Origin of the sequence: Rhizobium sp. Root1220 (genome assembly GCF_001426265.1) — a bacterium.
In the GTDB taxonomy this organism is placed as follows: domain Bacteria; phylum Pseudomonadota; class Alphaproteobacteria; order Rhizobiales; family Rhizobiaceae; genus Rhizobium.
Genome location: NZ_LMDG01000034.1, coordinates 65,048 through 77,773 on the forward strand (window position 1 = coordinate 65,048; position 12,726 = coordinate 77,773).

At 60.9% G+C, this 12,726-nt stretch carries 11 protein-coding genes; 5 read left to right on the forward strand and 6 right to left on the reverse strand.

The window, feature by feature from the left end; translation table 11 throughout:
• Positions 1 to 36 precede the first annotated feature (36 nt).
• The 4 genes from ASC90_RS21685 to ASC90_RS21700 form a co-directional block, all read right to left on the reverse strand.
• Positions 37 to 846, reverse strand: a complete 810-nt coding sequence (locus ASC90_RS21685; protein ID WP_056545162.1) for a cytochrome c oxidase subunit II — start codon at positions 844 to 846, stop codon at positions 37 to 39.
• A gap of 115 nt (positions 847 to 961) precedes the next feature.
• Positions 962 to 1,348 (reverse strand): cytochrome c family protein, encoded by a 387-nt coding sequence (locus ASC90_RS21690; protein ID WP_056545165.1) that lies wholly within the window; start codon positions 1,346 to 1,348, stop codon positions 962 to 964.
• A gap of 199 nt (positions 1,349 to 1,547) precedes the next feature.
• The gene (locus ASC90_RS21695; RefSeq protein ID WP_056545167.1) at positions 1,548 to 2,549 is read right to left on the reverse strand and encodes an LLM class flavin-dependent oxidoreductase; all 1,002 of its coding nucleotides are present in this window, start codon (positions 2,547 to 2,549) and stop codon (positions 1,548 to 1,550) included.
• A gap of 125 nt (positions 2,550 to 2,674) precedes the next feature.
• A complete protein-coding gene (locus ASC90_RS21700) occupies positions 2,675 to 4,990 on the reverse strand; it encodes a methyl-accepting chemotaxis protein (RefSeq protein ID WP_056545168.1) in 2,316 nt (771 codons plus the stop codon).
• Positions 4,991 to 5,234: 244 nt separating this feature from the next.
• Between ASC90_RS21700 and ruvC the strand changes: the two genes are divergently transcribed.
• From ruvC to ASC90_RS21720, 4 genes are all read left to right on the forward strand, one after another.
• Positions 5,235 to 5,750 carry a crossover junction endodeoxyribonuclease RuvC gene (ruvC, locus tag ASC90_RS21705; protein ID WP_056545170.1) on the forward strand — a complete coding sequence of 172 codons (516 nt, stop codon included), beginning with the start codon at positions 5,235 to 5,237 and terminating at the stop codon, positions 5,748 to 5,750.
• Positions 5,751 to 5,791: 41 nt separating this feature from the next.
• The gene (gene ruvA / locus ASC90_RS21710) at positions 5,792 to 6,409 is read left to right on the forward strand and encodes a Holliday junction branch migration protein RuvA (protein WP_056545172.1); all 618 of its coding nucleotides are present in this window, start codon (positions 5,792 to 5,794) and stop codon (positions 6,407 to 6,409) included.
• A gap of 79 nt (positions 6,410 to 6,488) precedes the next feature.
• Positions 6,489 to 7,529 (forward strand): Holliday junction branch migration DNA helicase RuvB, encoded by a 1,041-nt coding sequence (ruvB, locus tag ASC90_RS21715; protein ID WP_056545174.1) that lies wholly within the window; start codon positions 6,489 to 6,491, stop codon positions 7,527 to 7,529.
• Positions 7,530 to 7,566: 37 nt separating this feature from the next.
• Positions 7,567 to 8,130: a DinB family protein gene (locus ASC90_RS21720; protein ID WP_056545176.1), complete on the forward strand. Its 564-nt coding sequence runs from the start codon at positions 7,567 to 7,569 to the stop codon at positions 8,128 to 8,130.
• On the opposite strand, the gene ASC90_RS21725 is transcribed toward ASC90_RS21720, so the two are convergent.
• The gene (locus ASC90_RS21725; protein WP_056545178.1) at positions 8,127 to 9,509 is read right to left on the reverse strand and encodes an AcvB/VirJ family lysyl-phosphatidylglycerol hydrolase; all 1,383 of its coding nucleotides are present in this window, start codon (positions 9,507 to 9,509) and stop codon (positions 8,127 to 8,129) included. The two genes, ASC90_RS21720 and ASC90_RS21725, sit on opposite strands and share 4 nt — an antisense overlap.
• Positions 9,506 to 12,109: a bifunctional lysylphosphatidylglycerol flippase/synthetase MprF gene (gene mprF / locus ASC90_RS21730; protein ID WP_056545180.1), complete on the reverse strand. Its 2,604-nt coding sequence runs from the start codon at positions 12,107 to 12,109 to the stop codon at positions 9,506 to 9,508. Before mprF ends, ASC90_RS21725 begins: the two co-directional genes overlap by 4 nt.
• A 218-nt stretch (positions 12,110 to 12,327) precedes the next feature.
• Here mprF and ASC90_RS21735 point away from each other — a divergent pair, with 218 nt between their 5' ends.
• The gene (locus ASC90_RS21735; RefSeq protein WP_056545182.1) at positions 12,328 to 12,705 is read left to right on the forward strand and encodes a DoxX family protein; all 378 of its coding nucleotides are present in this window, start codon (positions 12,328 to 12,330) and stop codon (positions 12,703 to 12,705) included.
• Positions 12,706 to 12,726: the final 21 nt, after the last annotated feature.

Below are 12,726 nucleotides of genomic sequence, written 5' to 3' on the forward strand. Positions count from 1 at the left end.
CCACCACCGGTCGCTCGCCCGCGACCATGACGCCGGTTATTTGGCCGGCTCCAAAGCAGCCATCAGTTGCGAGAATGTCTGTTGCTGCTGCAGCCAACCCTGGTAGGCTTCCGCATCGTCGACGACGACCGAGCCGCGCATTTGAGAATGACCCACACCGCATAGCTCGGCGCAAAGCACCTCGAACGTTCCCGTCCGCGTCGGCGCAAACCAGAAATAGGTGACCGAGCCCGGAATCATGTCCATTTTCGCCCGGAACTCGGGCACATAGAAATCATGCAGCACGTCCAGCGAACGCAGATGAACACGTACCGACTTCGCCAGGAGCAGGTGCAGGTCCCCGCCTGAAATGATGATGTCGTCCAAACCTGCTGGATCGCTGGTAAGGACGCCGAGCGGATTGTCGGGTGTCACCGCCCTGTTGTCGGCGCGTCCCAGTCGCCCGTCCGCGCCCGGCAGACGGAAGCTCCATTGCCACTGCTGGCCGACGACTTCCACCTCGCCGGCATCAGCCGGCACCGTGACAAATTGCTTCCAGACGACGAGACCCGGAGTCAGCATCGCCGCGACACCAAGCGCGGTGCCGCCGGCAAGCCACCACTCCAGCCGCTTGTTCTCAGGCTGGTAGGCCGCCCGATTGCCGGGCTTGTGCCGGAAACGAAAGACGCAATAGGCCACGAAACAGACCACCGCGACAAAGACGAAGCCAGTGATCCAAAAGGTAATGATGATGGTGTTGTCGATGTAGTTCCAGTTCGATGCAATGGGCGTCCACCACCACGGGCTCAGCAGGTGGAATGCCACCGACCCCAGCGCGATCAGAACCAGAACCAGCACGACAACCATGGGCTCCTCCCGAGCCGCACAGGCGGCCGCAGCCACAATCCGCAACCGTTGCGCGTTTACTTTAGTAATATCTCATAAATACACCCTGGCCGCAATTGAGGCTAGCAAAGTGCCACTATTTCGAGAACTGCTTCAGATAGGCGGTGAGATTGGTGATGTCGGCATCGTCCTTGAGCCCGACGAAGGCCATCTTGGTACCCTTCACTTTCAACTTCGGGTCGTGCAGATAGTCACGCAACGTCGTCTCGTCCCAGACGAGGCCATCGGCACCGGCAGTCCGCATCGCCGCCGAGTAGGCAAAATTCGGATGTGTTCCTGCGGTACGCCCGAAAACGCCGTTCAGCGCGGGACCGATCTTGTTCTGATCGGTCTCGGCGTTGTGACAGATTGCACATTTCTTGAACACGACCGCCCCGGCTGCCGGATCGCCCTCCTGGGCAAGCGCAGCGGATAGCGGCGGACAGAGAAGCAGCACAACGAACGCAAGGTCACCGCAACGCATAGCAATCCTCCTCCCAAGGTTGCCAGGCAAGCGGCTATCGAAACTGCCGCCTGCTGTCCGGTTCGCTCCCACGAGCGAACGACATGCACTCTCAGGGAAAGCTATGCCTCTGTCGTCTGAAGTCAATTCGTCCAAACAGCTGTGCGCCAGACGGTCGCATGCGGGCAGTGCTGGCTTGCGTCAGCCGACCGCCGACGCCCTAAGCCGCCACGCGCATGAAATTGCCGAGGCCGGCAAAGAGCTCGACCGATTTAAGCCGCGCCCCGATGTCATGGACAGGCATGGAGATGATTACTTCGTCGGCCTTGGTGTCACGCAGGAATTCGGCGAGCTTTGCTTCCGCCGTTGCCGGCGAACCGACGACGGCATAGCGCAGCGTATGCTCGACCGTCAGTTTTTCCATCGGCGACCAAAAGCTCTCCATGTCACGGACCGGCCGCGGAAACTGTCCACGCACATTGCGGCGAAGATTGACGAACTGCTGCTGCGCCGAGGTGAAGTGATACTGGGCTTCTTCGTCCGTATCGGCGACTGCCCCCATGACGCCGACCACCGCGTATGGCTTGTCGAGCACCGCCGACGGCTGAAAACGGTCGCGATAGATATCGAGCGCATCGAACAGCGAATCCGGCGCGAAATGCGAGGCAAAGGCATAGGGAAGGCCCAGCATCGCCGCCAGCTGGGCGCTGTAAAGGCTGGAGCCGAGCAGCCAGATCGGCACGTTGGAGTTCATGCCGGGCACGGCGAGAATTGCCTGGTTTTCCACTGGCGTACCGAGCAGCTGCTGCAACTCGACGACGTCGTTCGGAAAACTCTGTGCACCAGCATCGAGATTGCGCCTGAGCGCCTGGGCGGTGCGCATGTCGGTGCCGGGCGCACGCCCGAGGCCAAGATCGACACGACCCGGAAACAGCGCGTTCAGCGTGCCGAACTGTTCGGCAATGACCAATGGCGAATGGTTGGGCAACATGATGCCACCCGAACCAATGCGGATCCGTTTGGTCGCAGCGCCCACATGAGCGATGACAATCGCCGTCGCTGCACTGGCAATGCCCGGCATCCCGTGGTGTTCGGCGAGCCAGAAGCGCGTATAGCCGAACTCCTCGGCTTTCTGTGCCATACGCGCCGAATCTTCGAGAGCCTGGCGAATCGTGCCGCCTTCTGGGACAGGGGAAAGATCGAGGATCGAGAAGGGAACCATGGGAGGGCCTGTCGGTGATTGGAATGACACGTCTATGTAGGTATCCGGCTGGGTCAATCCAAACGGAATGCAAACAAAAGGGCCAGTCGCCCGGCCCTTCGCATTTGTCCGCCGGCAGCCCCGACTTATACCCTGCGCCTTAGCACGTGCACTTCTGCACTGTGCTGGTGCTGCCCCTGTGTCAGCGTGAAGTTCGCAAGCTGCCGATCCATTTCCACGGCTTCGGTCGCGAGCCGGTGGATTGCTGCGGTGGTTTCCTCGACCATCGCGGCATTCTGCTGTGTCATCGTATCGAGTTCAGACACCGCCGCATTGATCTGGCGGAGCGTATCGGCTTCTTCGCGGGTCGACTCCATGATCTCGCTGATCTGGCCGTTGATCGCCTCGACGTGGCTGCCGATCCCTGTCAACGCCACGCCTGCCCGCTCGACCAGCGAAACACCGGTTTCCACCTCGTGCGTAGATTTCTGCAGAAGACCGGAGATTTCCTTGGCGGCACTCGATGACCGCTGTGCCAGTTCGCGCACTTCCATGGCGACGACAGCGAAACCCTTGCCGGACTCGCCGGCGCGGGCTGCCTCGACCCCCGCATTCAGCGCCAGCAGATTGGTCTGGAAGGCGATGGAATCGATGACCGTGATGATCGAGTTGATCTGCCGCGAGGACGCCTGGATGGCCTCCATAGCGGCTATCGTTTCGCGCATGATCTGGCCGGAGCCGGTCGTCTCGCGCTTGGCGTCGCGGGCGATGCGATCGGCCTGCTCGGCGCGCTCGATCTGAACGCGGACGGACTGCGTGATTGCATCGATCGCGTTTGCGGTCTCTGTGATCGAAGCAGCCTGCCGCTCGGTGCGACCCGCCAGTTCGTCGGCGCCGGTGCGCATCTCCTCCGAGCCGGACCGGACCGCCATGGAGTTGCCTCCGATCGCCGTCATGGTGTCACTGAGTGTCGCCAGCGCGTTATTGAAATTGATGCGCAAGCTTTCCAGCTCGCTCGGAAAGCGCGTCTCGATCTGATAGGCGAGGTCACCGTTTGCCAGGTGCCGCAACCCTTCGTCGATGGCCTCCACGACCTCTTGCAACGTTCTCGCTTCCGCTTCGCGCTCGGCCGTGTGCTGCTGGCGGTCTCGCTCTGCCCGAGCCCGTGTCTCGGCACTCGCCGCTTCGAGTTCGCGGCCCTCGACCAGCGACTGCCTGAAGCGCGCAAGGGCTTTCGCCATGGTGCCGATCTCGTCTCCGCGATTCTGGCTGCCGATGTCGATATCCAGCTTGCCGTCCGCGACATCGCGCGTGACACCTGCAAGCCGCGCGAGCGGCGAGAAGAGCATCTTCGTGATGATGCCCGTTGCAATCGCCATGACGACGAGAACCCCGAGCGCGATCATGGTCAGGAGGGTCGCGATTTCGATCGATCCCGCATTGAGTTCGCTGATCAGGACGCTCTCCACCACGAGGAAACGCGCACCATGGTACTCAATGCCGCGAACATACGCACGCGCCGCGCCGTCGGCGCGCGAGAAATCATCGACTGTCATCGCGTTATTGGCGAGTGCATCCTTCATGAACGTGAACGGAGCCGTATCGAGCGTAACCAGCCGGCCACTCTCGTCGACGGCAACAGCCGAGCCATCGTCGGAGACGATTGCCGCCTGTGCGGTGCTGCCCGACACTATCCCCTTGGCAAGGATACTGGTGATGATGTCGTCTCGTACCTTGAAGAGAATAATACCCTTTGGCGCACCAAGCTTGACGATCGGCACGGCGTAGAAAATCGCCGACTTGCCGCTTGCCGCGTCGACACGCAGGCCGGAGAAACCCGTCGGGGCGAAGTCGTCCGTCGCCTTTGTGGTGTTCTCGATAGCCTTGGCAAAGGCAATACCGGCGCCCGCGGACTTCCACGCGTCGCTCTTGAGGTTCTCGGCGAATTCCGCGTTCTTTTTGTAGGAGTAGAGAACATTGCCGTCGAGATCGGCGATCAGCAGATCGCTGAAGGCCGTGTTTTCGAGGTCGCGAGCGACCTCACCCTGCGTCGTCTCATGGTTTGAATAGTAGAAACCGCTCGGCGCCTCCGGCTTCAGCAGCTTCTCTCTCTGGTCCGCCGCGTTGGGGTTGTTGGTGATGAACACCTTCTTCAATTCGGCGCTGGCATTGCCCGATGTCTTCTCGATCGTCTTCCAGCCGCTCTTCAGGCTGGTGATTGACATCTGCAGCGCCTCGATGCGGGCGATGGAATTTGCCTGGTTTTCCAGCTGTCTCAACTGGTCCTGCAGCATATCGCCGCGGAAAATAAGAACGCTTTCCTTTGCCTTCAGCGCTTGCTCGCCGGAGATCCGGCTGCTGGCGAAATAGGCGAGAACATTGATGACGGTAATAGAAAGTGCAGTAAGCAGAATGAATGTGGCAATTACTTTGAAGGACAGGGACTGGAATCTCTGAGCCATGAACAACGAACCCCTTCCGGAACGGCACATGCCGGCGGGACGCGCGAACGCCCTGTCGGCTGGCCTGAAAACAGAACACGGGGAGCCTTAACTTCAGGAAAAGCGGGCTCCTCTCACATTTTATGGATCAAAACTCACGCACGGAGTTTAAATTGGCGTAAACGGCCGCCCTGAAAAACAAGACATGTTTTTGTTTTGTTCACATATCGATGGCAGTTATTTCGCGACGGCAATAGAGTGAAGCATGCAAAATACGATTCGCATCATTGGCATCGACCCAGGCCTGCGCCGCACCGGCTGGGGCATCATCGACACACTGGGCAACTCGCTACGCTTCGTCGCCTCCGGCACAGTGACCTCGGATGGGGACATGGATCTCGCTTCCCGCCTCTGCCAGCTGCATGATGGCCTCGCGGAAGTGGTGCATGCACACCAGCCGGACGAGGCCGCCGTCGAACAGACTTTCGTCAACAAGGACGCCGTCGCCACCCTGAAGCTTGGCCAGGCGCGCGGCATCGCCATGCTGGTACCGGCCCGCGCCGGTCTGCAGGTCGCCGAATACGCACCGAATGCGGTGAAGAAAGCCGTAATCGGCGTCGGCCACGGCGAAAAGCAGCAGATCCATATGATGCTGAAGATCCTGATGCCGAAAGCCGAGTTCAAGGGCAATGACGCTGCCGATGCCCTGGCGATTGCCATCTGCCATGCACACAACCGAGGCAGCAACCGCATGCGGCAGGCAGTGTTGGCCGGCTCGTGATGCGCCATAACCTTGAAACCCACCCCTGACGGACCCCATTCATGATCGGCAAGCTCAAAGGCACCATCGACGAAATTGGCGACGACTACGTGCTCGTCGACGTGCACGGCGTCTGCTACGTCGCCTTCTGCTCGGCGCGCACACTGTCGCGCCTTGGCTCGGTGGGCGAGGCCTGCATTCTCTTTATCGAAACCTATGTCCGGGAAGATCAGCTCAAGCTCTTCGGCTTCATGACGGCGCTTGAGCGCGAATGGTTCAACCTGCTGCAGAGCGTCCAGGGCGTCGGCGCCAAGGTGGCGCTCGCCGTGCTGTCGACGCTGACCCCAAGCGAGCTTGCCAATGCCATCGCCCTCCAGGATCGCACTGCCGTCTCCCGTGCCCAGGGCGTAGGCCCCAAGGTTGCCGTACGCATAGTGACCGAGCTCAAGAACAAGGCCCCTGCCTTCGCCGGCGAAGCTTCCGGCACCATAGGTCTGAAACAGGAACTCGGCGAAGGGGTCGCCCCCGCGCCGGTAGCCGACGCCGTCTCGGCCCTGACAAATCTTGGTTATTCCCGCGACCAGGCCGCCAACGCCGTGGCCGCGGCAATGAAGACTGCAGGTGAAGGCGCAGACAGCGCCAAGCTTATCCGCCTGGGGCTGAAGGAGCTTGCGCGGTGATGCCAGCAGCATCTCAGGATGTCAAAGGCACCGGCTTGGTGTATTGGTCGGACGTAGTTGAAGATTGGAAATCGCCAGCATGAGTGAAGCCGCGCGCCTGATATCCTCGGAAAAGCGAGGCGAAGACCTGGATGTGACGTTGCGCCCGCAGTCACTGGACGAATTTACCGGACAGGCAGAAGCGCGCGCCAATCTCAAGATCTTCATCGAGGCCGCGAAGAACCGCGGCGAGGCTCTGGACCACGTCCTGTTCGTCGGGCCGCCCGGCCTCGGCAAGACAACGCTGGCGCAGATCATGGCCAAGGAACTCGGCGTCAACTTCCGCTCCACATCAGGCCCAGTCATTGCCAAGGCCGGCGATCTGGCGGCACTTCTCACCAACCTCGAAGAGCGCGACGTGCTTTTCATCGACGAAATTCATCGGCTCAGTCCGGCCGTCGAGGAAATCCTCTATCCGGCAATGGAGGATTTTCAGCTCGACCTCATCATCGGCGAAGGCCCTGCCGCCCGCTCGGTGAAGATCGACCTGTCGAAGTTCACGCTGGTTGCCGCCACGACCCGCCTTGGCCTGCTGACGACACCGCTGCGCGATCGCTTCGGCATTCCGGTGCGGCTGAGCTTCTATACGGTCGACGAACTGGAGTTGATCGTGCGGCGCGGCGCGCGCCTGATGAGCCTGCCGATAACCGACGAGGGTGCCCGCGAGATTGCCCGGCGCGCCCGCGGCACGCCGCGTATTGCCGGCCGCTTGCTGCGCCGCGTGCGCGACTTTGCCGAAGTCGCAAGGGCCGAGGCCGTCACACGGGAAATTGCCGACGAGGCGCTGACCCGCCTGCTGGTCGACAATATGGGGCTCGATCAACTCGACAAGCGCTACCTCAACATGATCGCTGTCAATTTCGGCGGCGGCCCGGTCGGCATCGAGACCATCGCGGCAGGTCTTTCAGAGCCGCGCGACGCGATCGAGGACATCATCGAGCCCTACATGATCCAGCAGGGTTTTATCCAGCGTACGCCGCGCGGCCGCGTGCTCACAGCCACCGCCTGGAAGCATCTCGGCATGCAGCCGCCCAAGGATCTGGAAGCGGCGCAGTTCCGGCTCTTCCAGGAAGACGATTAGGCGCAGCTATCCGCGGAGTGCAAGAAAGGACAAGCCGATGCCCGCCTTCGATCCCTGCCGATCCTTCCGCAAGCTTGCCTACAACAACGCCCTTGCGAACCATCGGCTGCATGACGCGTGTGCAAAGCTGAAGCCCGGCGAATTCGAGGCCGTGCGGATCAGTTTCTTTCCGTCGATCAAGGCGACGCTCAATCACATCCTGACCGTCGACTGGTTCTATGTCGATGGGCTGGAAGGTGGGACGCTTGGCCCCAGGGCATGGGAAATCGAGGAGCCTTTCGGTGACCTCGCAGTGCTTGCAACAGAACAAGCTAAGGTCGATCGCCGGCTGCTGGCCCTGTGCGAATTGCTGACTCCGGAAAAGCTGGCCTCGGTGATTGACCTGCACCGCCAAGGCCGCATCCAACGTGAGAGGATGGATGATGTGCTCGGCCATCTGTTTCAGCACCAGACGCATCATCGTGGGCAGGTGCACGCGATGATGGCCGGCACGAGCGTCGCGCCACCACAACTCGACGAATTCATCGTCGCCGACGATGCGCGCTTCCGAAACGGCGATATCGCCGCCTTCGGCTGGAACGAAGAAACGTTGATGCGCTAGTTCTGAAGCCGGGCCTTCAGACCATCGATGATCGTCTTGCTCAGCAACGCGTAGTCTTCATCGAAGTGGTGGTCTCCTGCCAGCACGGTGACGTCGACACCGCTTCCCTTCAGATCCGGGCAGGCCACGTCATCGTCGTCATCCTTCCCGTAAATGCACTGCACCATCTTCGGATCGACACTCTTCAGGTCCTCAATGGGGTTCCCGCCTGCGCCTTCGGTCTTCTGGCCAAGCCAGCCGAGGACCGAAATCTGATAGTCGACCTGATGCGAGAGCGACAGAAGCGATATCTGCACGACCGCACTCTTTGCCGCTGGCTTCAGGCGCGTGAATGCAGCTGGAACGACGTCGGCGCCGAAGGAATATCCGACGAGCAGCACATGCTTCACCTTCCACTGCTTGCGATAGAACTCGATGATCTTTCCGAGATCGTCTGCCGTCTGCTGTGGTGTGCGCTCCGACCAGAAGTAGTGAAGGGAATCGACGCCGACGACCGGAATCCCCTGCTTCTGCAACGAGGCGCCCACCTCCTTGTCGATATCGCGCCAGCCGCCGTCACCGGAATAGACGATCGCCATCGTATCGAAAGCAGGCTTCGCATCGAGAACCGTCAGCGGCAGCCCGAGCGGGTTGTCCGCACTGCCGGAAGCGTCGATCAGTTGCTCCAGCGTGTCGCCGAGCGCCGTCTGCGCATCATCCTGGGAGTCACGGATATCGATATCGGCATGTTTGGTCTTCAGCTCCTCGACATGCGCGCGGCCATCCTTGTTCGCCGATGCGGTGAATATCGCGATGATCGGATCGGGCAGCGATGTGTCGCTGAGGCCATAGATCATGCGGTCGCCGACCGTCTGCTTCTTGGCGGGCGTGCAAAGTTCCTTGACGAGCGGAATTCCCGCGGCGGAGTCGACCGCCAACGTCTGGCCAATGGTCGCATCCGGTGTTTGCGCCGCGATCGCCAGCGCCAGTGCGCCGCCTTCGCCGACACCGGCAATGATCGGCAGATGATAGGCGCTGTTTCCCGCGGCACGCTGAACCTGCTGACTCAGCGACTCGATGTCGGACACCATGTAGATGCAGCCGTCATTCTGGCTGACATCGTAATTTCTCAGGGCGTTCATATAGGTCTGGAAATCGATCCCGATAACGACGGCGCCCTGCTCCACCAGTCGATCGGCCTCTGCCTTCTCATTGTCGCCCCAGCCGGCGCCATCGGAAATCAGGACCACAGCCCCCTTCACGTCGCCGTCGGGCAGAAAGACGCGCGGCGATGGAATGAGCCCGGTCTCGAAGCTCTGTTTCGTTTCATCGGCCGCCAGGGCCGCAGGCACTGCCAGCAGTAGTGCGCAGGTTGCGGCTAGAAGGTATCTCTTCATCATTTTCTCACGACCCCTTTCAATCCGCCCCCGATCAGGAAGGTCGCGTCCATTAACGCGATCATTGGATTGCCTCCTCCAGACACCGCAAGATATCGCGGATGCCATTGCGGATGAAACTTGGATTTGAAGGCCCGGAGGCCTTTGAAGTTATAAAATCGCTCACCGTGCTCGAACACGGTGCTGCCGATGCGGTCCCATACCGGCGCCGCCTCGCGTTTCGACATGCCTGACAAGGGCGCCATGCCGAGGTTGAAGTGCGCGAAGCCTTCGCTGCGTAGGTATTCCATGATCTGCACGAACAGAAAGTCCATCGATCCCTTCGGCGCATCCGGCGAAAAGCGCATGAGATCGATGGTTCCCTCGTCCTTCGCGTCGGTGATCAAGATATTGGCAAAGGCAACGATCCTGCCTTCCAGCCTCAGTATGCCGACCGGCTGGGCGACAATGTAGTCCGGATCGAAGGAACCGAGCGAGAAACCTTTCTCCTTGGCATTATGATCCGCCAGCCAGGCATTTGAAACCGCGGCGATCTCCTCCATGATCAGAGGCACGCTTTCAGGCAAGATGACTTCGAAATGCAGGCCGTCGCGCTGGGCGCGACTGGCCGTCTGACGCAGGTTCGCCCACTTGCCGCCCTTCATCTCGAAACCCCCGAGATCGGCAATGGCGAGTTCGCCGAGCTTGAAGGCCCGCAGCCCCGCATCAGCGCAAGGGGAAAGCAGCGTCGGCGAAATCTGGTAGAATACCGCACGGCAACCGGCAGCGCGCGCCGACTCCACAAAACGCCATACCAGTTCCGGGACTGCGCTGCGCTCGCCAATGGGATCGAACAGCGCAATCCACGAGCGACCCTGCCGTCCATACATGATGAAGGCGTCGCCCTTTTCGGAAAACATTATGCTCTTGTCGCCCATGCGCACGAGGTTGGCATCGGCGAAGCGCTGCTTTTCGACGATTGCAACGGCGCGTTTAAGCGAATCGTCCGATGCCGGTTCGGGCTTGGAGGTCGCTGGACGCAGCAGACTGAAGATGGCGATCGCCGACGACAGGATCGTGATCCCGAGCGCGGCTCGCAGCCCGCGCGGCGCTTCCCCGGCAAATTCGAACTGCCACCACAGCTTGCTGCTGTATTCGACGTCGCGATAGACGAACAGCAGGATGACGATCGTGCCAACGCAGATGACGGCGATCGCGGTCAGCCAGGAGGCAGTCAGCGTCTGGTTGAGGAGGGACGCTCGCCGGCGGAAAAGGCGGCGGCTGACGAAAAGGCCAAAGATCAGGAAGCCGAGGAAACAGGCTTCGACCAGCGCGATCGCCTTCAGCAATGAAAGCGCCAGTGCCGTCGCGGCTGAAAGGATCGAGACCCACCAGGCACCGTCGAGCTTCTGCCCCAGTCCACGCGCGGCGACGATCAGCGCCAGACCGAGCAGGCTCGACAGGAAATGCGCGCCTTCCACGATCGGTAGCGGCACGTAATTCGCGAGAAACTCCAGGTTTTCGTCCGGTGTCGGCGTGACGCTCGAAAAGACAAGCATGACACCGAGAAGCAGCGACAGCGTGGACAGCAGCTGTGGCATGAGGCGGATGCCGATCCGGCGAATTCCGGAGGCAACCGGATGACCGGCAAAGCGGCGAAGCTCCGTGGCCGAAACGGCAAGCACGGCGAGCAGCAGCGGCAGCACATGGTAGATGAGCCGGTACAGCACCAGCGAACCGAGAACCGCATCGATATTCACCGCGCTGCCGAGCGCGGCGATGATGACGGTTTCGAACACACCAAGGCCAGCCGGGACGTGGCTGAGAACGCCGAGACCGACGGCAATCGCATAGACCGCCAGGAACACCGGCCAGCCGATCGCGGTCTGCGGCAGCAGGACGTAAAGGACGGTCGCCGAAGCGGCGATATCAAAGGCGGTGACGAGAAACTGCCGCGACCAGGTGCGTGAATCCGGGAGGCGGATTGCAATCGGGCCGATCTTCAGCGCACGGTCACCGCGGCCAATAATCAGGACCACACCGAGCGCGGCGATGATGGCGCCGGCTACCAACCGCAGCAGGAAGCTGCTTACATTTATCAGCGGAGCTATCTGATCCGCGATGACCAGCAGAGCAATCGCCGCGACCCCGGCCAGCCCGAGCCCGAAGGACAATGTGACGAACGCGATGACCCGGCCGATCTCCTCGGGCTTCAGGCCAAGACGGGAATAGGCGCGGTAGCGGATCGCGCCGCCGCTCAGCGCCCCGAAGCCGGCCGTGTTGCCGACGGCATAGGCGCTGAAAGCCGTCAGCGCCACCTGCGGCAGGGGCAGCTTCCTGCCCACATAGTCGATTGCGTTTATGTCGTAGCAAATCAGGGCCATGAAGCTGAGGCCGGTGAACAACAGGGCCAGCAGGATCGAGCTGACCTTCGTTGCAGCGAGTGCCTGGACCACGTCGTCGTAACGCACTTCGTTCGTCAGTTGCACGATCGCGAAGCCGACCAGGCAAAACAGCGCAAACGTCGCAACAGCCGTCAGAACAGCGCGGTAGCGTCTGAACCATTCACGAAGCGAGAATTCGTCCGCGTCTTCAATCTCTTCCAAATTGCCGTGCCCCGACATCTTCCACCGTCGCAATATTCGAGTTTGGCGGGAATCATTTCCAAAACCGTAACATAGCCAGCGCGCAATCTCGATGAACGCCCACTCTATGCCATGCCATGCCGACGTGCCTCTTCATCTTCAATTGGGGCAATTTTGGCGCAGACGGCAGATCAGCGCATTGCATTTTCGTAACGTATGAAAGACCTTCCCGTCTGATCCGGAACGGGAGGACGCACATGCATGAAACGGCAGCGATCATCGCACTTATCCTCGGCCGCCTTCTGCTCGGCGGTCTTTTCGTCGTGGGAGGCATACACCACTTCTTCCTGGTCGTTCCATTGACCAACGCGATCGAGGCACGCGGAATTCCGTTGGCGAAATGGGTGCTGTTCGCCGGGACGACATTTCAGCTGATTGCGGGCACGCTTCTGATCGGTGGCCTGTTCGTTGCACCCGCGGCGCTTGGCCTGGCGGCATTCACGGCAGTGGCGTCGATCATGCTGCTCGACTTCTGGAACATGGAAGGCATCGCACGCGATCACGCGGTCAACGGATGGCAACTGAACCTTGCTGTCATCGGCGGCCTTCTGATCGCGGCCGCCAGCACAATGTAGGTGCAAGAGCGGCCGATCAAA